At 70.7% G+C, this 22142-nt stretch carries 18 protein-coding genes; 9 read left to right on the top strand and 9 right to left on the bottom strand.

Features of this window, described 5'->3' with window-relative positions; genetic code table 11:
* Window positions 1-29 precede the first annotated feature (29 nt).
* From CRP56_RS13950 to CRP56_RS13940, 3 genes are all read left to right on the top strand, one after another.
* Window positions 30-1412 (top strand): glycine--tRNA ligase, encoded by a 1383-nt coding sequence (locus CRP56_RS13950; RefSeq protein ID WP_097263868.1) that lies wholly within the window; start codon window positions 30-32, stop codon window positions 1410-1412.
* 170 nt (window positions 1413-1582) lie between these two features.
* Window positions 1583-2596, top strand: coding sequence for an aldo/keto reductase (locus CRP56_RS13945; RefSeq protein ID WP_097263867.1), 1014 nt, complete (start codon window positions 1583-1585; stop codon window positions 2594-2596).
* A 25-nt stretch (window positions 2597-2621) separates the two neighbouring features.
* A complete protein-coding gene (locus CRP56_RS13940; protein WP_097263866.1) occupies window positions 2622-3209 on the top strand; it encodes a TetR family transcriptional regulator in 588 nt (195 codons plus the stop codon).
* Window positions 3210-3213: 4 nt separating this feature from the next.
* Here CRP56_RS13940 and CRP56_RS13935 read toward each other — a convergent pair whose 3' ends face one another.
* Together CRP56_RS13935 and CRP56_RS13930 are read right to left on the bottom strand one after the other, a co-directional pair.
* Window positions 3214-3420, bottom strand: a complete 207-nt coding sequence (locus CRP56_RS13935) for a hypothetical protein (RefSeq protein ID WP_059191659.1) — start codon at window positions 3418-3420, stop codon at window positions 3214-3216.
* 89 nt (window positions 3421-3509) lie between these two features.
* Window positions 3510-4940 (bottom strand): MFS transporter, encoded by a 1431-nt coding sequence (locus CRP56_RS13930; RefSeq protein ID WP_097263864.1) that lies wholly within the window; start codon window positions 4938-4940, stop codon window positions 3510-3512.
* A gap of 110 nt (window positions 4941-5050) precedes the next feature.
* Here CRP56_RS13930 and CRP56_RS13925 point away from each other — a divergent pair, with 110 nt between their 5' ends.
* Window positions 5051-5947, top strand: a complete 897-nt coding sequence (locus CRP56_RS13925; RefSeq protein WP_097274021.1) for a helix-turn-helix transcriptional regulator — start codon at window positions 5051-5053, stop codon at window positions 5945-5947.
* Here CRP56_RS13925 and CRP56_RS13920 read toward each other — a convergent pair.
* Window positions 5944-7389 (bottom strand): MFS transporter, encoded by a 1446-nt coding sequence (locus tag CRP56_RS13920; RefSeq protein ID WP_097263862.1) that lies wholly within the window; start codon window positions 7387-7389, stop codon window positions 5944-5946. The genes CRP56_RS13925 and CRP56_RS13920 overlap by 4 nt on opposite strands.
* Before the next feature lie 151 nt (window positions 7390-7540).
* On the opposite strand from CRP56_RS13920, the gene dusB reads away from it, so the two are divergent.
* Window positions 7541-8683 (top strand): tRNA dihydrouridine synthase DusB, encoded by a 1143-nt coding sequence (gene dusB / locus CRP56_RS13915; RefSeq protein WP_097263860.1) that lies wholly within the window; start codon window positions 7541-7543, stop codon window positions 8681-8683.
* Window positions 8684-8891: 208 nt separating this feature from the next.
* Here the strand turns inward: dusB and CRP56_RS13910 are convergent, their stop codons facing one another.
* The 3 genes from CRP56_RS13910 to CRP56_RS13900 form a co-directional block, all read right to left on the bottom strand.
* Window positions 8892-10511: a sulfatase-like hydrolase/transferase gene (locus CRP56_RS13910; protein WP_097274020.1), complete on the bottom strand. Its 1620-nt coding sequence runs from the start codon at window positions 10509-10511 to the stop codon at window positions 8892-8894.
* A gap of 297 nt (window positions 10512-10808) precedes the next feature.
* A complete protein-coding gene (locus CRP56_RS13905; RefSeq protein WP_097263859.1) occupies window positions 10809-12752 on the bottom strand; it encodes an amylo-alpha-1,6-glucosidase in 1944 nt (647 codons plus the stop codon).
* The gene (locus CRP56_RS13900) at window positions 12749-14146 is read right to left on the bottom strand and encodes an MGH1-like glycoside hydrolase domain-containing protein (protein ID WP_097274018.1); all 1398 of its coding nucleotides are present in this window, start codon (window positions 14144-14146) and stop codon (window positions 12749-12751) included. Before CRP56_RS13900 ends, CRP56_RS13905 begins: the two co-directional genes overlap by 4 nt.
* Window positions 14147-14266: 120 nt before the next feature.
* On the opposite strand from CRP56_RS13900, the gene CRP56_RS13895 reads away from it, so the two are divergent.
* Complete coding sequence (locus CRP56_RS13895) at window positions 14267-15463, top strand: ROK family protein (protein WP_097263857.1); 1197 nt, start codon at window positions 14267-14269, stop codon at window positions 15461-15463.
* Window positions 15464-15845: 382 nt separating this feature from the next.
* Window positions 15846-18566 carry a pyruvate, phosphate dikinase gene (ppdK, locus tag CRP56_RS13890; RefSeq protein WP_097263856.1) on the top strand — a complete coding sequence of 907 codons (2721 nt, stop codon included), beginning with the start codon at window positions 15846-15848 and terminating at the stop codon, window positions 18564-18566.
* A gap of 130 nt (window positions 18567-18696) precedes the next feature.
* On the opposite strand, the gene CRP56_RS13885 is transcribed toward ppdK, so the two are convergent.
* Window positions 18697-19098, bottom strand: a complete 402-nt coding sequence (locus CRP56_RS13885) for an excalibur calcium-binding domain-containing protein (RefSeq protein ID WP_097263854.1) — start codon at window positions 19096-19098, stop codon at window positions 18697-18699.
* A gap of 187 nt (window positions 19099-19285) precedes the next feature.
* Window positions 19286-19738 carry an excalibur calcium-binding domain-containing protein gene (locus tag CRP56_RS13880; RefSeq protein ID WP_097263852.1) on the bottom strand — a complete coding sequence of 151 codons (453 nt, stop codon included), beginning with the start codon at window positions 19736-19738 and terminating at the stop codon, window positions 19286-19288.
* Window positions 19739-19938: 200 nt separating this feature from the next.
* Here CRP56_RS13880 and CRP56_RS13875 point away from each other — a divergent pair, with 200 nt between their 5' ends.
* Complete coding sequence (locus CRP56_RS13875; protein WP_097263851.1) at window positions 19939-20865, top strand: oxidoreductase; 927 nt, start codon at window positions 19939-19941, stop codon at window positions 20863-20865.
* A gap of 33 nt (window positions 20866-20898) precedes the next feature.
* Window positions 20899-21342 (top strand): hypothetical protein, encoded by a 444-nt coding sequence (locus CRP56_RS13870; protein WP_097263849.1) that lies wholly within the window; start codon window positions 20899-20901, stop codon window positions 21340-21342.
* A gap of 10 nt (window positions 21343-21352) precedes the next feature.
* On the opposite strand, the gene CRP56_RS13865 is transcribed toward CRP56_RS13870, so the two are convergent.
* Window positions 21353-22123: an SDR family NAD(P)-dependent oxidoreductase gene (locus tag CRP56_RS13865; RefSeq protein WP_097263847.1), complete on the bottom strand. Its 771-nt coding sequence runs from the start codon at window positions 22121-22123 to the stop codon at window positions 21353-21355.
* Window positions 22124-22142: the final 19 nt, after the last annotated feature.

Here is a 22142-nt window from a genome sequence, read left to right as displayed (position 1 = left end):
TGCCGTCCATTCGTCATGAAGAGAGCACCGTGGCCGCCGACAAGATCGACACCATCGTCAGCCTGAGCAAGCGCCGTGGCTTCGTTTTCCCCTGTAGTGAGATCTACGGCGGTCAGCGCGCCGCCTGGGACTACGGACACCTGGGTGTCGAGCTCAAGGAGAACCTCAAGCGCCAGTGGTGGCGTTACATGGTGACGTCGCGCGAGGACGTGGTCGGTATCGACTCGTCCGTGATCCTGGCTCCCGAGGTCTGGGTGGCCTCCGGTCACGTCGCCACCTTCTCGGACCCGCTGACCGAGTGCACCTCCTGCCACAAGCGTTACCGCGCGGACCACCTGGAGGAGGCGTACGAGGAGAAGAAGGGCCGCCTCCCCGAGAACGGCCTCGCCGACATCAACTGCCCGAACTGCGGCACCAAGGGCCAGTTCACCGAGCCCAAGCAGTTCTCGGGTCTGCTCTCCACGCACCTCGGCCCGACCCAGGACTCCGGTTCCGTCGCGTACCTGCGCCCGGAGACCGCCCAGGGCATCTTCATCAACTTCGCCCTGACGCAGACCGCCGCGCGCAAGAAGCCGCCGTTCGGCATCGCGCAGATGGGCAAGTCCTTCCGCAACGAGATCACGCCCGGCAACTTCATCTTCCGCACCCGCGAGTTCGAGCAGATGGAGATGGAGTTCTTCGTCAAGCCGGGCGAGGACGAGAAGTGGCAGGAGTACTGGATGCAGGAGCGGTGGAACTGGTACACCGGCCTGGGTCTGCGTGAAGAGAACATGCGGTGGTACGAGCACCCGCAGGAGAAGCTCTCCCACTACTCCAAGCGCACCGCCGACATCGAGTACCGCTTCCAGTTCGGCGGCAGCGAGTGGGGCGAGCTGGAGGGTGTCGCCAACCGCACCGACTACGACCTCACCGCGCACTCCAAGGCCTCCGGCCAGGACCTCCAGTTCTTCGACCAGGAGGCCGGTGAGCGCTACACCCCGTACGTCATCGAGCCCGCCGCCGGTGTCGGCCGCACCATGCTGGCGTTCCTGCTCGACGCCTACGTCGAGGACGAGGCGCCCAACGCCAAGGGCAAGCTGGAGAAGCGCACGGTGCTCCGGCTCGACCACCGCATCGCCCCGGTGAAGGTCGCGGTGCTGCCGCTCTCCCGCAACCCCGAGCTGTCCCCGAAGGCCAAGGGCCTCGCCCAGGCGCTGCGCCAGAACTGGAACATCGAGTTCGACGACGCCGGCGCCATCGGCCGCCGCTACCGCCGCCAGGACGAGATCGGTACGCCGTACTGCGTGACGGTCGACTTCGACACGCTGGACGACAACGCCGTGACCGTCCGCGAGCGTGACTCGATGAAGCAGGAGCGCGTGTCCCTCGACCAGATCGAGGGCTACCTGGCGAGCCGCCTCGTCGGCTGCTAGGACGCGAAGCCTCTCCGCATCGGCCCTTGGTGCGGGTCCCTCAGGGGACCTGCGTCGAGGGCCGTTGTGCTGTCCGGGGAGCCTTTGCTGATGGCTGATGACTGATGGCACTGACGGATGACAGCTGACAGATATTGAAATCTGTCAGCTGTCATGTCAGGCTGGACGGCATGACGACTCAGACCCCCCGCACCCTCGGAACCACCGGCCCCCAGGTCTTCCCCCTCGGCCTCGGCTGCATGGGGATGTCCGGCATGTACGGCGAGGCGGACCGTGCCGAGTCCATCGCCACCATCCACGCCGCCCTGGAAGCAGGCGTCACCCTGCTCGACACCGGCGACTTCTACGGCATGGGCCACAACGAACTGCTCGTCGCCGAGGCCCTGCGCACCGCCCCGCCCGCCCTCCGGGAGAACGCGCTGCTCAGCGTGAAGTTCGGCGCCCAGCGCGGCCCGGACGGCTCCTGGCTCGGCTACGACACGCGCCCGGCCGCCGTGAAGACCTGGGCCGCCTACTCCCTCCAGCGTCTCGGCGTCGACCACATCGACGTCTACCGCCCCGCCCGGCTCGACCCGAACGTGCCGATCGAGGAGACCGTCGGCGCGATCTCGGAACTCGTCGAGCAGGGATACGTCCGCCACATCGGCCTGAGCGAGGTCGGCGCCGACACCATCCGCCGGGCCGCCGCGACCGCCCCGATCGCCGACCTCCAGATCGAGTACGCGATCATCTCCCGCGGCCCGGAGCGGGAGATCCTGCCCACCCTGCGCGAGCTGGGCATCGCCGTCACCGCGTACGGTGTGCTCTCGCGCGGGCTGCTCTCCGGCCATGTCACACCCGGCCAGGAGTACGCGGCGAACGACTTCCGCGCCCACTCGCCCCGCTTCCAGGGCGACAACCTCCAGCACAACCTCACTCTGGTCGAGGCCCTGCGCAAGATCGCCGAGCAGAAGGGCGTCTCCGTCGCGCAGATCGCGATCGCCTGGGTGATGTCCCAGGGCGACGACATCGTGCCGCTGATCGGCGCCAAGACCCGGGCGCGGCTCGACGAGGCCCTGGGCGCCCTGGACGTGACGCTGGACGCGGCCGACCTCGCCGCCGTCGAGGCCGCCGTACCGGCGGACGCGGCGGCCGGCGACCGGTACGCCCCCGCCCAGATGGCCATGCTCGACAGCGAGCGCTGATCGCGACGCCGGGTACCGTCTAGGCATGCCCGCCACCAGCGAGACCCTGACCGCCGAGCGCATCCTCGAAGCCACCGAGGAGGTGCTGCGCCGCCACGGCCCGGCCAAGGCCACCGTGGTCGACGTGGCCCGTGCGCTCGGCGTCAGTCATGGCAGCGTCTACCGGCACTTCCGCACCAAGGCGGCGCTGCGGGAGGCGGTGACGAAGCGGTGGCTGGACCGTACGACCGAGACGCTGGCCCGGATCGCGACGTCCGGCGGCGACCCCGAGACCCGGCTGCGCGAGTGGCTCACCGCCCTGTTCGCCGCCAAGCGCCGCAAGGCCGGTGACGATCCCGAGCTGTTCGCGACCTACCAGGTCCTGGCCGTGGAGAGCGGCGAGGCTGTCAGCGCCCATCTCGCCGATCTCACCGGCCAGTTGGCCCGGATCGTCCAGGACGGCGTCGACACCGGCGTCTTCACCGCCCCCGACCCCGAGGCCACGGCCCGTGCCGTCTTCCACGCCACGGGCCGCTTCCACGACCCCGGTTACGCCGCCGCCTGGCAACGCCACGACATCCAGGCCGAGTTCGAGGCCGTCGTGGACCTTCTCGTCCGGGGGCTGCGGGCCTGAGGGGTCAGTCGTCCTTCGGGTTCACCGTCGCCTGATGGGCCTCCAGCAGATGTTCCTCCGCCTTCAGCCAGGGCAGGAACTGTGCGGCCTTCTTCCAGCCGCAGGTGTCGCATCTGATCGTGCGCTGGGGGCCCTTGCGCAGCACCTGGACGACATGCTCCCGCCCGTGCTGGTCCCAGCGGCTCACCTTGCTCGTGCTGATCTGCAACATGATGCCTCGCCTCCGGTGAGGCAGTGTGCAGCAATCACAACATCAACAGGAGCTTCTTCACGGCGAGTTCGCTGAACCGTGAACAGTCCTCATCCGACGGTCCGAGGCAGGCGCAGGCTCAGCAGGCCCGTCAGGGCCACTCCCGCCAGTTGGGCGAGGAGCGTGGTGATCAGGGCGTCGCGCATGCCCAGGGTGGGGATCAGGGAGAGGAACAGCGTGCCGAGGGTGGCCACGCCCAGCGCCAGAGCGGCCTGCTGGGTGGTGATCATCACGCCGCTGCCCACGCCCGCCCGGGCCTGCGGAACCTCGGAGAGGACGATGCGGAAGATCACGGGGAGTTGGAGGGCCTGGCCCGCGCCCGCGATCGCCGCGCCCGGCAGCAGTTCGACCAGGCCGAGGTCCGGCCAGGAGCGCCAGGCCGCGAGGGCCATCAGGGCCACGCCCACCGCCTGGATCACCGCACCCGCGGTGACGACCCGTGTGCCGTACTTCGCGACCAGCCGCGGGCCCGCGAGCGAGGTGAAGAAGAACACCACCGCCATGGGCGCGAGAGCGAGCCCCGCCTTGACGGGCCCCAGCCCGGCGCCGCGCTGCAACGCCACCGCGATCACGAACATGAAGCCGCTGAACCCGATCGAGAACGGCACGATCATCACGAGCCCGCGCCGCAGCGACACCAGCCGGAACAGGCTCGGCGGGACCAGGGGCGTACGGCCGCGCCGGTCCGCCCCGCGCTCCACCGCCCAGAACGCCGCCGCCGCGAACGGGAACGCCGCCAGCGACAGCCACGTCCACAGCGGCCAGCCCGCCGCCCGGCCCTCGGTCAGCGGGGCCAGCAGGGTGAGCAGGGAGACGCCCAGCAGGACCGTGCCGGGGCCGTCCACCGGCTCGGGGCGCGGGGAGCGGGTCTCCGGTACGGCACGGGCGGCGAGGACCAGGCCGAGGACGACGACCGGGACGTTGACGAGGAAGACCGAGCGCCAGCCGGTGCCCGCGATGTCGGCCGCGACCAGCACCCCGCCGAGGATCTGGCCGGCGACCATGGACAGGCCCGCCGTGGCGCCGTACAGGCCCATGGCCTTCGCGCGGCGCTGGCCGCTGGTCGCCGCCTGGATGGTGGCCAGCACCTGGGGCAGCATCGCGGCCGACGCGGCGCCCTGCGCGACCCGGGCCGCGACCAGCGTCCACGCGGTGGGCGCGAGCCCGCAGGCCAGCGAGGTCAGGCCGAAGGCCGCCATGCCGCCGAGGAAGAGCCGGCGCCGGCCGAAGAGATCGCCGAGCCGGCCGCCCAGGACGAGCAGCACGGCGTACGCCAACCCGTAACCGGACACGACGAGTTCGAGGACCGACTCGCTCGCCGACAGGTCCCGGCCGATCGTGGGCAGGGCGACGTTGACGATGAAGAAGTCGATGAGGGGCAGTGCCGCGCCGAGCAGCACCGTGAAGAGACCGAGGCCGCCGAGCACGGGCGGTGCGCCGGTGGTGTCGAGGTGACGTGGAGTGATGGTTTCGGTGGTCACGTACTCCAGCGTCCGCCGGACCTCAGACTGGTACCAGAGTGTCTTTATCCTGGTAGAAGGAGTACCTGGAAACAGGGTTCGCCCGGCGGCACGCTGGAGGCATGACGACGATGGCCGAGGTGACGGTTACGGCCCCCGCGAGCTCCGGCGCGACGGGAGCCGCGGAGGTGCGGCGGCATGAGCTCGCCGCGTTCCTGCGGCACCGGCGTGAGCACATCAGCCCCGAGCAGGTCGGTCTGCCCCGAGGGCGCCGGCGCCGGACGCCCGGGCTGCGGCGCGAGGAGGTCGCGCATCTCTCGGCGGTCGGCGTCACCTGGTACACGTGGCTGGAGCAGGCGCGGGACATCCAGGTCTCGGTACAGGTCCTGGACGCGCTGGCCCGCACCCTGCTCCTGGATCGCAGCGAGCGGGCCCACCTCTTCCAGCTCGCCGGCGCGGTCGACCCGACGCCGGCCACCACCTGTCCCTCCATCACCCCCGCGATCCAACGTGTCCTGGAACAGCTGGAGCCCATCCCGGCGTGCGTGCAGAACAGCCGGTACGACATCCTCGCCTACAACCGCACGTACGGGCTGCTGCTCTGCGACCTCGACGCGGTGCCCGCGGAGGACCGCAACTGCCTGATCCTCTCCTACACGCACGAGCCGTGGCGGTCCTCGATCGTGCACCTGGACCAGACCCAGCGCCTCATGGCCGCCCGCTTCCGCGCCACCATGGCCGGGCACCTCGGTGAGCCGGCCTGGAAGATGCTCCTCCAGCGCCTGCGCACCGAGTCCCCCGAATTCCGCGAGGTCTGGGACCGGCATGAGGTCGACGCCCATCGCGGCAAGCGCAAGGAGTTCCTGAACCGGTACGTGGGCCGGGTCGCGGTCGATCACACCGACATGTGGCTGGGGCCGGAGGCGGGGCCGCGCATCGTGACGTACGTGCCGGCGGACGAGGAGTCCAAGGAGCGGCTGGAACGGCTGCACGCGATCGCCCTGGAACGGACCCCCAACGGCGCTTAGGCGGACACCCCCACAGCCTCCCGCACCTCAGCAGACGACAACCGCTCGGCCACCCGCTCCGCACTGCGCCGAGCCCGCACCCCACTGCTCAGCGCACCCAGCACCAGCACCGCGAACCCGCACCCGGCAAGAATCCACCACCCCGGCCCGGCGGCCGACACAAAGGCTTCGGCATACGACGACGATCGCACCCCGGCCGCCAGCACCGCACCGATCACCGCGACCCCCAGCGTCTGCCCGAGCTGCCGACTCGTGGAGGCGACCGCCGCCGCCACCCCGGCCTGGGCGCGCGGCATCCCGGACACCGCCGTATTCGTGATCGGCGCGTTCACGAACCCGAAGCCGACGCCGAACAGGACGTATCCGATGAAGAGCGTGACGTCCGAGGTCTCCGCGTCGAACGCCGCGAACATCACCCCGCTCGCCGTCATCGCGACCCCGGCGATCAGCAGCGGCACACGCGGCCCCCGGGTGCCGACCAGCCGCCCGGACATCGGCGCGCACAGGAACGTCGGCACCGCCATCGGCAGCATCCACAACCCCGCGTGCAGCGCGTCCAGCCCCCGGACGTTCTGCAGATACAGCGTCGACAGGAACAGGAACCCGCCCAGCGCCGCGAACGCGCTGATCGCGATCACCGTCGCCCCGCTGAAGGGAACGGAACGGAAGAACCGCAGGTCGATGAGGGGCTCCTCGCGCCGCGGCTCGTACCCGAGGATGCCCAGCAGCGCGGCCAGTGCCAGCGCGGCGTACGGCAGTGTCGAGGTGAACCCGGCGTTCGGGGCCTCGATGATCGCGTACGTCAGTGAGCCGAACAGCACGATCACCAGGAACTGGCCCAGCGGGTCGGGGCGTTTGGCCTTGGGGGCGCGGGACTCGGGGACGTAGCGGAGGGTGAGCAGGAGGGCGGCGAGGCCGACCGGGAGGTTGATCCAGAAGATCGAGCGCCAGCCCACCGAGTCCACGAGCAGGCCGCCCACCAGTGGTCCGGCGGCCATCGAGATGCCGACCACCGCGCCCCACGCGCCGATCGCGCGGGCGCGCTCACGCGGGTCCGTGAAGGTGTTGGTGATGATCGACATCGCGACCGGGTTGAGCATCGAGCCGCCGACCGCCTGCACCATGCGGAAGACGACGAGCGCCTCCAGGTTCGGGGCGAGGGAGCACAGCACCGAGCCGAGCGTGAAGACGACCAGGCCCGCCATGAAGACCCGCTTGCGGCCGATCCGGTCGGCCGTCGACCCGGCCAGCATCAGCAGCGAGGCCAGGACGAGCGTGTAGGCGTCGATCGTCCACTGCAGGCCCGACGTGGTGGCGTCGAGGTCGTGCTGCATGGACGGCAGGGCGACGTTCAGCACCGTGTTGTCGAGGCTCACGATCAGCAGGCTCATGCAGCAGATCGCGAGGACGAGGAGGCGCCGGCGGTGGCTGAGCTCGGGCATGCGCTCCAGCGTACGCCGATTTCGATAGTGCGTCTAACTAATGGTCATTACATGATCGAGTGGGAATCGAGCAGGGGTCCAGCGGGGGTCCAGCAAGGGGCGAGCGGGAATCGAGCGCGGGGCACGGGTCGTCGTACGCGACAATGGGGGAATGTCCACGACCACCGCGCCCCTCCAGATCGGGCCGCACACCGTTCAGCCGCCCGTCGTCCTGGCACCCATGGCCGGGATCACCAACGCGCCCTTCCGCACCCTGTGCCGGGAGTTCAGCGGGGGCAAGGGGCTGTTCGTGAGCGAGATGATCACGACGCGGGCGCTGGTCGAGCGCAACGAGAAGACCATGCAGCTGGTCCACTTCGACGAGAGCGAGAAGCCGCGCTCCATCCAGCTGTACGGCGTCGACCCGGCCACCGTCGGCAAGGCCGTCCGCATGATCGCGGAGGAGGGGCTCGCCGATCACATCGACCTGAACTTCGGGTGCCCGGTGCCGAAGGTGACGCGCAAGGGCGGCGGGTCGGCGTTGCCGTACAAGCGGCCTTTGCTGCGGGCGATCCTGCGTGAGGCGGTGTCGGGGGCGGGCGATCTGCCGGTCACGATGAAGATGCGCAAGGGCATCGACGACGACCACATCACCTACCTCGACGCCGGGCGGATCGCGGTCGAGGAGGGCGTGACGGCGATCGCGCTGCACGGGCGTACGGCGGCGCAGCACTACGGCGGCACGGCCGACTGGGACGCCATCGCGCGCCTGAAGGAGCATGTGCCCGAGATCCCGGTCCTCGGCAACGGCGACATCTGGTCGGCGGAGGACGCGCTGCGAATGGTGCGCGAGACCGGCTGCGACGGCGTGGTCGTGGGGCGTGGGTGCCTGGGGCGGCCGTGGCTGTTCGCGGACCTGGTGGCGGCGTTCGAGGGGCGTACGGAGGACATCTCGCGTCCGTCGCTGCGTGAGGTGGCCGACATCATGGTCCGCCATGCGCGGTTGCTCGGGGAGTGGATCGGCGACGAGTCCAAGGGTGTGGTCGACTTCCGCAAGCATGTCGCCTGGTATCTGAAGGGCTTCGCGGTCGGCAGCGAGATGCGCAAGCGGCTGGCGATCACGTCGTCGCTGGAGGAACTGCGGTCGGGGCTCGACGAGTTGGACCTCGACCAGGCGTGGCCGGTGGGGGCGGACGGTCCTCGGGGGCGTACGTCGGGGAACAACCGGGTTGTCCTGCCGGATGGTTGGCTGAAGGATCCGTACGACTGCGCGGGTGTCGGCGAGGACGCGGAACTGGACACGTCCGGCGGGTGAGCCGTGGGTGCGGCCGGGTGGGGGTTCGCGTTCGCGGGGCGGTTCGTTGGGGGTCGGGGCCGCGCCGGGGGGTGTCCGTCCTCGGAACGGCGCGGAATCGGTCGCCTGTCAAGGGCGGCCGTGTTGACGCGCCAACCGCTGCGGGCGGACACCCCCCGACACGTCCCCTTCCCGCCGTCGCGCGCTGCGGGTCCGCGGGGGCGGCTGCTCAGTCCTTCGACGGGTGCGGTGTCGATCCGTATGCCTTCAGGAAGCGGTCGCGGAACGCGCTCATCTTCCAGACCGGGGCGTTGTGGGCCGGCTTCAGGCCCTCCGTCCAGTTCCAGTCGGCGATCTTGTCCAGGACCTTGGGGTCCTTGGCCACTATGGAGATCGGGACGTCGCGGCTGGCGTGGTTGCCGCTGACCCGGGCTATGGGCTGGTGGTCGCCCAGGAAGACCAGGAGGGTGTTCTTGGTGCCGTAGCGCTCCAGCCACTGGGTGAGGGCCGTCACCGAGTACTGGATCGACTTGCCGTACTCCTCGCGGGACCTGGTGGGGTCCGTGATGATGTCCGCGGGCTTTTTGCCCGCCTTCTGGATGGCGTTGAAGATCTTGCCGTCGCCCAGGTCGTTCCAGTCGACCATCTTGGGGATCGGGGCCCACGGTTGGTGGCTGGAGGTCAGGATGACCTCCGACATCAGGGGCTTGTCCCGCTTCTTGCCGTGGACCTGGCGCTGGAAGGCCTCCAGGGCGTACTGGTCGGGCATCGTCGACCAGCTGAACTTCGGGCCCTGATAGCCGAGTTGGAAGGCGTTGTAGACCTTGTCCAAGCCGTAGTAGCGCTGCTCCGGCCAGCCCTTCTGGATGCCCGGCATAACGCCGACCGTGTCCCATGCGCCCGTCTTCTGGAACGCCTTGGTGAGGCTGAGGTGGTCGCTGGCCATGACGGTGCGGTAGCGCTGCTGGTTGTCGATCCACAGGCCGGACAGGGTGGTGGAGTGGCCCAGCCAGCTGCTGCCGCCGTACGTCGCCGACGTCAGCCAGCCGCTGCGCGCGCTGTAGCCCGCCTTCTTGAGGGCCTCGGTGCTGGTGGTGAGCGTCCGGTCCACGCCCGGCGCCATGATCGGGTCCTCGATCGCGCTGCGGCCGTAGCTCTCGATGAAGGTGAAGATCACGTCCTTGCCCCGGAGGTCGGGGACGAGCTGGCTGCCGGGGGTCGCCCCGAACGTGTCCGACTTGGCCTCGCGGGCGAACGCCGCCTCGTCGCGGATCGTGTCCGTCACCCGCGTCGCCTGGATCTTCAGCGCCGCCGCGGCCCGGTCGGCGGCGATCGGCATGCCGCCGAGCTGGAGCCCGAGGGCGTAACAGGTGATCCAGACGATGGCCGCGATCAGGGTGCCCCGGGTCGCCTTCGCCCGGTTCGCCACGAGTACGTTGCTCAGCCTGACCATGGCCAGGGCCGTCAGGGACAGCAGGAGCAGGACGAGGACGATCGCTCCGACGGTGGCGAGGACGGTGACCGTTCCGCCCATCGAGTCCTTCATGTACGACTGCGCGTCGTCCAGCAGCTCCCAGTCCAGGATCATGTTGAAGCCCCGGCCCAGGTAGTCCCGGAAGCCCATGTCCAGCAGGTTCAGGATCGTCAGGACGCCCAGGCCTGCGCCTGACACCGCCGCCACGATGATCCTGGGGCGCCTCGGCAGCCACAGCGCCACCGCCGCCCCGATGATCGCCTCCACCGGGATGCGCGTGAACCGGTTGGGCTTGAGGGCGGGCAGCGCGTTGGGGAGGAGGAGTGCGGCCAGGACGAGAAGGGCGGCGAGGGCGGTGACCGTCCAGCGGAGGATCGGGGGACGGGGGCTGGCTGGGGCGTCGAGGACGACGTCCTCGGTCGGCGGGGGCGTGCTGGTGGAGACGGACACCCGAAGGACCTTCCGTGCGGGACCCGATGGCGTGGTGGCGGGTCCGACATGGGGTCTCGGACCCGCCACATTCGGGTACGGGGTGCCGTGGGTGGCCGTTCAGGGGTGCCGGGCAAACACCAAGCAAACGGCTGCTCAACGCCGTGCTTTCAGGGGCGCGGGGAACTGCGCGACCAGCCGAAGCCCACCCGCACCCGCCCCACAACAGGTCCTGACGAGCTACTAGGCGCCCCCCACCGCCGTCAGCAACGCAAGAGGCGCCGCAGCCGACCGAGCCTCCCGCACACACGCATGCGGATAAGGCACCGGCTCCTGATGCGTGTCCCTGCCGTACCCGGCGATGACTTCCGGGAGCCGATGGCCGGCCGCCGTCGCCGCGTCGACCAAGCCGTGGGCCACCGAGCGCGCCTCGTCGTGCAGCCCGTACCGGGCCAGTCCCAGCGTGATGAGCGCGTTGTCGTGCGGCCACACCGAACCGCGGTGGTACGACAGCGGGTGGTACGCCGCCTGCCCGGCCGCCAGCGTCCGTACGCCCCAGCCCGAGAAGAAGTCCGGTTCCAGCAGGCGCCGGCCCACCACCTCGCCGTACTCCTTGTCCAGCAGCCCCGACCACAGCAGATGCCCGGCGTCGGAGGCGAGCGCGTCGAGTTGGCGGCCGTCGCCGTCCAGGGCGAGGGCGGGGAAGGCGTGGTCCCGCATCCAGAAGTCCCGCTGAAAGCGGTCGCGCAGGTCGCCCGCGGCCTGTTCGAGGAGGGCCGCGTACGTCTCGTCCGCCCACACCGTCCGCGCCAGCCACGCCGTGCGCCGCAGCGCGTCGTACGCGTAGCCCTGCGCGCCCGCCGCCATCACCGCGCCGGAGGCCCGGGTGCCGTCGGAGGAGCAGATGGAGCCGGGGGAGTCCTTCCAGTTCTGGTTGGCGAGGCCGCCCTGGTCGGCGCGGTAGACGAGATAGCCGCGGGAGGTCAGGCCGCCGTGGTCCAGCATCCAGCCGATCGCCGCGCGGGCGTGGGATTCCAGGCGGTGGGCGAGGGTGACGTCCCCGGTCTGTTCGACGTAGGCGCCCAGGAGGACGAGGAAGAGAGGCGTCGCGTCCACCGAGCCGTAGTAGCGGCCGTAGGGGACCTGGCCGAAGTGCGCCAGCTCTCCGTGGCGTACCTCGTGCACGATCTTGCCCGGCTGGGCCACCGCGTTCGCGCCGGTCTCCGTCGCCTGGGCCGCGGCGAGGGCGGGGAGGGTGGCGGCGGCCAGCTGGGGGCGGTAGGGGAGGGCGAAGAGCGAGGTCAGCAGGGCGTCCCGGCCCAGCAGGGTCAGGAACCAGGGGGCGCCTGCCGCCGGGACGTGCAGGGTCTCGCCGTCCGGGCCCGTCGCCGGGACCTGGAGCGAGGCCAGGTCCGCCAGGCCCCGGGCGCACGCGGCGGCCAGTTCGGGCCAGCCGGTCGGGAAGGCCACGCCCTCCACGAACTCGCCCTCCAGGGCGATGAGTTCGGCGTTGAGTGCGGTGGGGGACTTGGGGACGCGGAGGGCGCGTTTGTCGCCGTGCGGGCGGGCCATCACCCGGAGGGTCAGCTCCGCCGTGGCGTGCGACTCCAGGTCCAGCGTCCAGACCAGGCGGCGGGCGCCGGTGCCGGTCTCCTCCACGGCGTCCGGCGCGGGCTCGGCCGTCACCGTCGTGCAGGAACGCCATTCGCCGCGCTGGTAGGTGAACTCCACGCCGGAGTCCAGGACTTCGCGGGAGCGGGTGGCGCCGATCTTGGTGTAGGTGCGGTAGTCGGAGCGGAGTTCGAACTGGTCGGTGAAGTCGGCGTCCGCGGTGACCGCCAGGCGGACCGTGGTGGGGACCGGGCGGTTGCTCGTCACCTTCAGGGATTCCACGAACGCGCCGTCGCCCACCGCCTGTTCGCGGAAGATCGTGTATGCCGGGGGCTCGTTGCGGCCGCCCCGGGGGACCAGGACGCAGCGGGCCGTGTCGCCGTCGGCCACGGGGGTCAGGGTCTCGGGGACGGCGCCGTCCACCGTGAGCTGCCAGCGGCTGAGATGGCGGGCGTCGCGTACGAATAACCCTTCGGGGGACGGGGAGCTGCCGCTCCGGACTCCGCTGATGTCCCCGCCGTCTCCCACGGCCGCGAACGTCCCGCCGCGCACGAGCAGATGATGCCGGTCCGTCATTCCCGGTCCCCTCCCTTGGATCCCGTGTGGGTGGTGGCGCTGTGGAGCAGGTCGAGCGAGAGCGCGGCGGTCCAGCCGAAGCCGGTCGCCCCGCAGGCCTCGCCGGTGTACGGGTCGACGTACTCCGCGAAGTCCGAGGTGTCGGCGAGGTGCAGGACCGCCCTGCGCAGGGCGGCGGCCCGGCCCCGTTCGCCGTGGGTGCGCAGGCCGCGCTCCAGCAGCCAGTTGGTGTTGAACCAGGCCGGGCCGCGCCAGTAGCGGTGCGGGTCGAAGGCCTCGCCGAGCAGGTCGTAACTGGGGACCAGGCGGGTGGTGGCGCCGAGTCCGAAGTGCTTGGAGGCCGTCGTGCGGACCAGGGCCGTGACGACGTCCCGGGGGAGTGTGGGCAGGACGAGGGGGATCAGACCGGAGACGCTGCGCTCCGGGATGAGCCTGCCGGTGCGGACGTCACGGCAGAAGAACATGCCCTCCGCCGGGTCCCAGAGCCGGTCGATCAGGGCCGTGGTCAGGCGCTCGGCCCGGGTGTGGCGGGCGGTGCCCGGGGCGCCCAACTCCTGGGCGATACGGGCCAGTGCGTGCTCGGAGGCGATGAGCAGGGCGTTGAAGGACGGGTCCTCGACCGCGAACTCCCCTGCCCCGTCGGCGTATTCGCCGTCCCGGTAGTCCGTCGCCAGGCGCACGTAGCGGCCGTAGTCCAGGTCCGTGGGGCGGTCCTCCGGGGAGCCGTGGTCGAGGTCGGCGCGGCGGAAGGAGCGGGCCGGGGCCGGGGTGATCCGGCTCAACGGGGCGTCCCAGCAAGGACTGTTGTCCATGCCCTGCTCCCAGGGGTGGACCACCGACGCCAGACCGGCGCCGCCCAGGTCCCTGCGGTGCAGGAGATAGCGGTGCCAGGCGGCCAGGCGGGGGTAGACCCGGGTGAGGAAGCCGCGGGCCCGGGACAGGCCGGGGTCGGCCTGGTGCACCAGCCAGGCGGCCAGCGCGTGCACCGGTGGCTGCACGATGCCGGACGTCTGTACGGTGCGCGGGGCGCCCGCAGCGCGCCCCGCGGTCGAGGAGCGCCAGAAGTCGGGGCTCGGGAAGTACGCGTCGAGCGGCACGGAGGGGTTGAAGACGATGTGCGGGATGCGCCCGTCACCCCATTGGGCGTCGAGCAGCGTCTCCAGTTCCGTCTGTGCCCTTAACGGCGACAGGTGCCGCAGGCCGATCGCGATGAACGCGGAGTCCCAGGACCACTGGTGCGGGTACAGGTTGCGGGAGGGGACCGTGGAGGTGCCCGTCCAGTTGGCCTCCAGTACGTGGGCCGCCCTGACGTGCAGAGAATGTGTCGTGACGTCCGGTTCGTATACGAAGGGTCGGGTCCGGACATGCGAGGTCAGCTGGGCGGTGCGATCCACTCGGGGCTCCCCGAAGACGTTCGGCCTGACCAGTTCGGTCGAGGCCACCTTAGAGTTACGTCTATTTAACACGCAAAACTCAATATGTAATGCAAGCTTGAGAAACACAAGGGGGTGCGCATGAGTGGTCGAGCTCAAGCGAGCGCCGGCGAACTGCTCGAACTGGTGCGAAGCGGACGAGCGACGACTCGTGGTGCCCTGCAACAGGTGACCGGTCTCTCCCGGGCCACCGTCGGCCAGCGCCTCGACCGGCTGTTCCGGGCCGGCTGGCTGCGCGAAGGGGCCGGCGGTCCGGTGGACTCCCCGCTCGGCGGACGCCCCTCCATCACCCTGGAGTTCGACGACTCCCACGCCGTCGTCCTCGGCGCCGACCTCGACACCCGGCACGCCCGCGCCGCCGTCCTCTCCCTGACCGGCGAGATCCTCGCCGAGCACGGCGGGACCCTCGTCATCGAGGACGGTCCGGACGCGGTGCTGGGCGAGCTGGGCCGCTGGTTCGGCGAGCTGCTGGAGAAGGCGGGGCACCGGGCCGGCGAGGTGTGCGGCATCGGGCTCGCCGTGCCGGGGCCGGTCGACAGCGAGAGCGGCCGGGTCGTCCAGCCGCCGATCATGCCGGGCTGGGACGGCTACGACATAAGAGAGCGCCTGGCGAGGGCGTTCAGCGAGCACACCGGCGCCGGCCGGGTGCCGGTCCTTGTCGACAACGACGCCAACCTCATGGCGTACGGCGAACAGCGCACCGGACACCCGGACTGCTCGGCCTTCGTGCTGGTCAAGGTGTCCACCGGTATCGGCGCGGGTGTGGTGGTCGACGGTTCGATCTATCGGGGGATCGACGGGGGCGCCGGGGACATCGGGCACATCCGGGTCGGTACCGACGCGCTGTGCCGGTGCGGGTCGTACGGCTGTCTCGCCGCCGTCGCGAGCGGCGGTGCCGTGGCGCGGCGGCTGGCCGAGCGCGGGGTGCCCGCGGCGTCCGGCTCGGACGTGCGGGACCTGCTGACCGCCGGGCATGTGGAGGCCGCCGCGCTCGCCCGGGAGGCCGGGCGGCAGGTCGGGGACGTGCTGGCGACCGTGGTGACGCTGCTGAACCCCGGGGTGCTGATGATCGCCGGGGATCTGGCCGGAACCCCCTTCCTCACGGGCGTGCGCGAGCTGCTGTACCAGCGGGCGCTGCCGCGCTCCACCGCTCATCTGGACGTCGTCACCTCACGGCTCGGCGAGCGGGCCGGGCTGGTGGGGGCGGGTGCCCTGGTCGTGGAGCACCTGTACGCGCCCGGGCGGGCGGAGGAACGGCTGCTGGCGCTCGGTGTGTGACGTCCGCATGGTGGTACCCGGCCGCTGAGGACGGCGTGATTCTCGCCACCTCTGATCGGGGTGACGCTCAGATGAGCGGATCTTGGGCGACTGCACTTCTCCAAGGGGTGGCACCCAGTGCCACCCCTTGATCGTTCATCGATCGAAATCAGACGTACCCAAAGCCGCTCATGTGAGCGTCATGAGGCGGCTTTGGGATGACATGCGTTCAAGAGATGAACACATGATCACCCGATTGCTTGCCAAGCTTTGACTTTCGATCCGCTGGCAGAGGGCTGGTTACGAGCACATGACGCGCAAGTGGACGTACCCATGAGCCTTCGATCTGGGTATGTTCCCCGTCGTCAGGGCAGCCACCGCGTCCTCGAGGGAGTCGAGAACCGTGTCGGAAAACAAAGAACCCCACGTAGCGAAGTTCGTTTACGACTTCACCGAGGGAAACAAGGACCTCAAGGACCTCCTCGGCGGCAAGGGCGCGAACCTCGCCGAGATGACCAGCCTGGGACTCCCCGTTCCCCCCGGCTTCACCATCACGACCGAAGCCTGCAAGGTCTACCTGGAGAGCGGCGCGGAGCCGGTGGCACTGCGTGACGAGGTGAGTGCGCACCTCGACGCCCTGGAGAAGCGGATGGGCAAGAAGCTCGGCCAGGCCGACGACCCGCTGCTCGTCTCGGTCCGCTCCGGCGCCAAGTTCTCCATGCCCGGCATGATGGACACGGTCCTCAACATCGGCCTCTCCGACAAGTCGGTGAAGGGCCTCGCCGAGCAGGCGGGCGACGAGCGGTTCGCCTGGGACTCCTACCGCCGCCTCATCCAGATGTTCGGCAAGACGGTCCTCGGCGTCGACGGCGAGCTCTTCGAGGAGGCCCTCGACGCCGCGAAGGACGCCAAGAAGGTCGCGGTCGACACCGACCTGGAGGCGGCCGACCTCAAGAAGCTCGTCACCAAGTTCAAGCGGATCGTCAAGACCGAGGCCGGCCGGGACTTCCCGCAGGACCCGCGCGAGCAGATGGACCTCGCGATCAAGGCGGTCTTCGACTCCTGGAACACCGACCGCGCCAAGCTCTACCGCCGCCAGGAGCGCATCCCCGGCGACCTGGGCACGGCCGTCAACGTCTGTTCCATGGTCTTCGGCAACCTCGGCCCCGACTCCGGCACCGGCGTCGCCTTCACCCGCGACCCCGCCTCCGGCCACCAGGGCGTCTACGGCGACTACCTCCAGAACGCCCAGGGCGAGGACGTCGTCGCCGGCATCCGCAACACCGTGCCGCTCGCGGAGCTGGAGCAGATCGACAAGAAGTCGTACGACCAGCTGATGCAGATCATGGAGACGCTGGAGAACCACTACAAGGACCTCTGCGACATCGAGTTCACCATCGAGCGCGGTCAGCTGTGGATGCTCCAGACCCGCGTCGGCAAGCGGACGGCCGGTGCCGCCTTCCGTATCGCCACCCAGCTGGTGGACCAGGGCCTGATCGACGAGGCCGAGGCGCTCCAGCGGGTCACCGGCGCCCAGCTCGCCCAGCTGATGTTCCCCAAGTTCGACGAGGACGCCAAGGTCGAGCAGATCGGCCGGGGAATCGCGGCCTCGCCGGGTGCCGCGGTCGGCAAGGCGGTCTTCGACTCGTACACCGCCGTGAAGTGGTCGCGCTCGGGCGAGAAGGTCATCCTGGTCCGCCGGGAGACCAACCCCGACGACCTCGACGGCATGATCGCGGCCGAGGGCATCCTGACCTCGCGCGGCGGCAAGACCTCGCACGCGGCCGTCGTCGCGCGCGGCATGGGCAAGACCTGTGTCTGCGGCGCCGAGGAGCTGGAGGTCGACACCAAGCGGCGCCGGATGACGGTCCCGGGCGGACACGTCGTCGAGGAGGGCGACGTCATCTCCATCGACGGGTCGAGCGGCAAGGTCTACCTGGGCGAGGTCCCGGTGGTCCCCTCCCCGGTCGTGGAGTACTTCGAGGGCCGCATGCACGCGGGCGCCCAGGACGCCGACGAACTCGTCGAGGCCGTGCACCGGATCATGGCCTTCGCCGACCGCAAGCGCCGGCTGCGGGTGCGCGCCAACGCGGACAACGCCGAGGACGCGCTGCGCGCCCGTCGCTTCGGCGCGCAGGGCATCGGGCTGTGCCGTACCGAGCACATGTTCCTCGGTGAGCGCCGCGAGATGGTCGAGAAGCTGATCCTCGCCGACACGCAGGAGGAGCGGGAGTCCGCCCTGGCGGAGCTGCTGCCGCTGCAGAAGAAGGACTTCGTCGAGCTGTTCTCGGCGATGGACGGCCTCCCGGTGACGGTCCGTCTCCTGGACCCGCCGCTGCACGAGTTCCTGCCCGACATCACCGAGCTGTCGGTCCGCGTCGCCCTCGCCGAGTCCCGCCAGGAGCCGCACGAGAACGAGCTGCGGCTGCTCCAGGCGGTCCACCGCCTGCACGAGCAGAACCCGATGCTGGGCCTGCGCGGTGTGCGTCTCGGCCTGGTCATCCCCGGCCTGTTCACCATGCAGGTACGGGCCATCGCCGAGGCCGCCGCCGAGCGCAAGAACGCCAAGGGCGACCCGCGCGCCGAGATCATGATCCCGCTCGTCGGCACGGTCCAGGAGCTGGAGATCGTCCGCGAGGAGGCCGACGCGGTGATCGCGGAGGTCGAGGCCGCGACCGGGACGTCGCTCAAGCTGTCGATCGGCACGATGATCGAGCTGCCGCGCGCCGCGTTGACCGCCGGTCAGATCGCCGAGGCGGCGGAGTTCTTCTCCTTCGGCACGAACGACCTCACCCAGACGGTGTGGGGCTTCAGCCGGGACGACGTGGAGGCGAGCTTCTTCACGGCCTACCTGGAGAAGGGCATCTTCGGGGTGTCGCCGTTCGAGACGATCGACAAGGACGGCGTGGGCTCCCTGGTGAAGCTGGCCGCCGAGGCCGGCCGCGCCACCCGCCCCGACCTCAAGCTCGGCGTCTGCGGCGAGCACGGCGGCGACCCGGAGTCGGTCCACTTCTTCCACGAGGTCGGCCTGGACTACGTCTCCTGCTCCCCGTTCCGCATCCCGGTGGCCCGCCTGGAGGCGGGCCGCGCGGCCTCGGAGTCGGCGGGCAGCGACCACCGCTGACCTGACCGACCGAAGACGCCGGAGTCGTCGTCCGTCCCCGACCCTCAACACCGATGGGCGGCGACTCCGGATCACCAAGAAGGGGCGGGACCCTGTGCGGGGGTTCCGCCCCTTCGGCCTTTTCGGCTCTTTACGGGCGGCCCGCCGGCGCCCGGCGCCTGCGCGCCACCAGCAGGACCCCGCTGCCGGCGACGAGGGCGACCACGCTGCCGGCCGCGAGGTACGGGGTGGTGTCGGTGCCGCCGGTCTCGGCGAGGTCGTCGCCGGCCTTGTCGGTCGTTTCACCGGTCGTTTTGTCGGCGGCGGGGACGAAGTCCGCGGGCGGTTGGTCGCAGCCGATGCCGTCGCCGTCCCGGTCGAGATGGGGGCCGTAATGCTCGTCGTCCTTGGGGATGTTCGCGTACCCGGCGGCGTACGCATCCGTGCAGTTCTCGAACGGGTGGTCGCCGTCGTGGGCCGAGGCGGCCGACGGGAGTACGGCCAGGGCCAGCGCGGCGACGACGAGGGCGCCGGGCTTGCGGTGCAGCTTCACTGCGGGTCCTTCCGGGGTCGTGCGGACAGGTCGTGCCGATGTCCGGACGCGTGATCAAGAAGTGACGGTCGGTCAGATACGAGGTGACGAACCTATTGAGGGACCGCACTTGTGGAGGCGGTATGAAGGACCCGTGATGTGAACGTGATGTGACCGGCCGGTAACTCTCGGCGAGCCCGACGCCGGATCAACTGTCGCAGGCGACCCCGTCGTTGTCGCGGTCCAGGTGGGGGGCGTAGCCGGGCTGGCCGCGGTGGATGGGAGCGGCACCGGCGGCGCGGGCTTCGCTGCAGTTGGCGTAGTAGACACTGCCGGAGTCGTCGCCCGAACCGGAGCCGGAGCCGGAGCCGGTGTCCGCCTTGGCCTGTGCCGTGACGGTCCTGGTGACCTTGACGGTCTCCGTGGCGGTGACGGTTTCCGCCGGTTCCGGCTCGGCGGTCTCGGTCGCCGTGGCCGTCACGGTGACCGTCGGTGTCGGCTTGGCCGCCGCGGGCTTCGCGTCGTTCGCCGTGTCCCCGCCGTCGGCGCCTATGCCGACGCCGATGAAGAGGGCGAGCGCGAGAGCGGGCAGGACGTACCGCTTCCGGGCCCACTTGGGCGCCGGGCCGGAAGCGGACGGCGTGGTGTACGGGTTGGTCATGTGGTCCCCCCAGACGTGTGGCGCGAGGGGATGACCGTATGGCCGCACCTTCCTTCGGGAAGGTTGAGTGTTCAATCCGTGACCGATGTGCGGCTACGTCCGTACAGCGGGGTGCCTGTGAATCGCGCGTACGGCTCGCGTGACCGGGAGTGCCCCCGCTCATAGGCTGGGCTTCCGTCATCGGTGGAGGGAGGCCGGTCATGTCCGGCTGGAGCGCGCGGGACATCCCCGACCAGAGCGGGCGCACGGCCGTGGTGACCGGCGCCAACAGCGGTCTCGGGTACGTCACGGCACGGGAGTTGGCCCGCGCGGGCGCCCGGGTGGTGCTGGCCTGCCGCAGCGAGGCGCGCGGTATCGAGGCCGGGGACCGGCTCGTCACCGAAGTGCCGGGCGCGGACGTGGAGTTCATCGGGCTCGACCTCGGGGACCTCGCCTCGGTACGGGACTTCGCGCGCAGTTTCCCGTACGACCGCCTCGACCTGCTCGTCAACAACGCGGGCGTGATGGCGCTGCCGTACGGCACCACGGCGGACGGGTTCGAGACGCAGTTCGGCGTCAACCACCTCGGGCACTTCGCCCTCACCGGGCTGCTGCTGCCCACGCTCCTCGACACACCCGGCGCCCGGGTGGTGACCGTCTCCAGCGGCGCGCACGCGATGGCCAACATCGACCTCCGCGACCTCAACAGCGAGCGCCGCTACCGTCGTTGGATCGCCTACGCCCGCTCCAAGACCGCCAACCTGCTCTTCACCCACGAACTGTCCCGCCGGCTCGCCGGGCACGGCGCCGACGTCGTGGCCGCCGCGGCTCATCCCGGGTACGCGGCGACCAACCTCCAGGAGGCCGGGCCGCGGATGGCCGGGCGGCGGTTCGCCGAGCGGTTCATGGCGGTCGGCAACAGGTTCTTCGCCCAGTCCGCGGAGGACGGCGCCCTGCCCACGCTGTACGCGGCCACCGCCCCCGACGTCCCGCCCGACTCCTTCACCGGCCCCTCCCTGGCGGGCTGGCGAGGCGCACCCGGACCGTCCTGGCGGGCACCCTGGACGGTGAACGACCGCGCGGGCGAGCTGCTGTGGTCCGCCTCCGAGGAGCTCACCGGGGTGACCTACGAAGGCCTGAAGACCTGAGCCGCCGTCGCCTGGCCGGTTAGTGTCACGCCCATGCGCGAAGACCTGCCCGAGATGCTCGCGGACCACCCCCGCAACGCAGCACTGCTGGCCTTCCTACGGGCCCAGGGCTCCGCACCCAGTGGACCGGATGACTACGCGCTGGGCGAATGGCAGTTGCACACCCACCCCGATCTCATGGACCGGCTGGCCGAGCTGGGGCTGGGCGCGCCCTTGTACGCCGCCTACGGTGTTCCCCTCCTGGCCCGTAAGGGCGTCGCGGCCGTCGCCGCCACCGGAACGAGCAGGCTGCTCCTGCGTCTTCCCGCGGCGCCGGACGACCTCAAGCCCTCCACGCCGGTCCCCGGCCTGGACCGTGACGGATGGTGGGCCGTTGACGCCTGGCAGAGCGAGCTGACGACTGTCGAAGGCGACCACCGGCTCCTGACGGCCGTCGACCGGGCGCTGACCCACACCCGAGCCCTCGCCGGCAGGTGACAGGGGTGGCTCAGGCCGTCGCCCCGCTGTCCACCACCAGGTCCGTGCCCACCACCGAGGACGCGTCGTCCGAGGCCAGGTAGAGGACCGCCGCCGCGATCTCGTCCGTGGTGGAGATGCGGCCCAACGGCAGGGTGTCGGCGGCGCGTTGGGTGCGCTCCGCCTCCGTCTCGCCCGGGCGCAGTGACATCGGCGTCTCCACCGCGCCGGGGCTGACCGCGTTGATCCGGACGCCGTCGCGGATGTGGTCCAGGGCGGCGCCTCGGGTGAGTACCGAGACGGCCGCCTTGGTGGCGGAGTAGGCGGCGGCCCCCGGGTGGCGGGCGTGGACGCCGAAGATCGAGGCGATGTTGACGATCGCGCCGCCCGTGGGCTGGGTGCGCATCTGGCGGACCTCCGCCTGGAGGGCGAGGAAGACACCGGTGACGTTGGCGCCGAGCTGCTCGTGCCAGTCGGCCTCCGCGAGGTCGGCGAGCGGCTGTCCGCCCCGGAAGACGCCCGCGTTGTTGACGGCCACGTCGAGTGAGCCGAACCGGTCGACGGCGGCGGCCACGAGGGCCTGGACGTCGGCCGCGTCGGTGACGTCCGCGGTGACGGCGAGGGCCTTGCCGCCGGCCTTCTCGATGAGGGCCACTGTTTCGCTGAGCGGTTCGGGGCGACGGCCGGCGACCACCACCTGAGCGCCCTCGGCGGCGAGAGCCAGGGCGACGGCCCGGCCGATGCCCGAGCCCGCGCCGGTGACGAGAGCGGTCCTGCCGGTGAAGCGTGTCCTGGCGGTCATGATCTCCCCTTATTCTTGA

Origin of the sequence: Streptomyces sp. TLI_55 (assembly GCF_900206255.1) — a bacterium.
GTDB classification, from domain to species: domain Bacteria; phylum Actinomycetota; class Actinomycetes; order Streptomycetales; family Streptomycetaceae; genus Streptomyces; species Streptomyces aquilus.
Note: the sequence above shows the minus strand (reverse complement) of the source record. Positions and strands in the feature narration are given on the sequence as shown.

What these genes read in the sequence shown, in the direction of transcription:
- CRP56_RS13945 (WP_097263867.1), top strand. Translation starts at nt 1,583, where the DNA reads ATGACGACTCAGACCCCCCGCACCCTCGGAACCACCGGCCCCCAGGTC.
- CRP56_RS13940 (WP_097263866.1), top strand. Translation starts at nt 2,622, where the DNA reads ATGCCCGCCACCAGCGAGACCCTGACCGCCGAGCGCATCCTCGAAGCC.
- CRP56_RS13935 (WP_059191659.1), bottom strand. Translation starts at nt 3,420, where the DNA reads ATGTTGCAGATCAGCACGAGCAAGGTGAGCCGCTGGGACCAGCACGGG.
- CRP56_RS13925 (WP_097274021.1), top strand. Translation starts at nt 5,051, where the DNA reads ATGGCCGAGGTGACGGTTACGGCCCCCGCGAGCTCCGGCGCGACGGGA.
- CRP56_RS13920 (WP_097263862.1), bottom strand. Translation starts at nt 7,389, where the DNA reads ATGCCCGAGCTCAGCCACCGCCGGCGCCTCCTCGTCCTCGCGATCTGC.
- dusB (WP_097263860.1), top strand. Translation starts at nt 7,541, where the DNA reads ATGTCCACGACCACCGCGCCCCTCCAGATCGGGCCGCACACCGTTCAG.
- CRP56_RS13905 (WP_097263859.1), bottom strand. Translation starts at nt 12,752, where the DNA reads ATGACGGACCGGCATCATCTGCTCGTGCGCGGCGGGACGTTCGCGGCC.
- CRP56_RS13895 (WP_097263857.1), top strand. Translation starts at nt 14,267, where the DNA reads ATGAGTGGTCGAGCTCAAGCGAGCGCCGGCGAACTGCTCGAACTGGTG.
- CRP56_RS13880 (WP_097263852.1), bottom strand. Translation starts at nt 19,738, where the DNA reads ATGACCAACCCGTACACCACGCCGTCCGCTTCCGGCCCGGCGCCCAAG.
- CRP56_RS13875 (WP_097263851.1), top strand. Translation starts at nt 19,939, where the DNA reads ATGTCCGGCTGGAGCGCGCGGGACATCCCCGACCAGAGCGGGCGCACG.
- CRP56_RS13870 (WP_097263849.1), top strand. Translation starts at nt 20,899, where the DNA reads ATGCGCGAAGACCTGCCCGAGATGCTCGCGGACCACCCCCGCAACGCA.
- CRP56_RS13865 (WP_097263847.1), bottom strand. Translation starts at nt 22,123, where the DNA reads ATGACCGCCAGGACACGCTTCACCGGCAGGACCGCTCTCGTCACCGGC.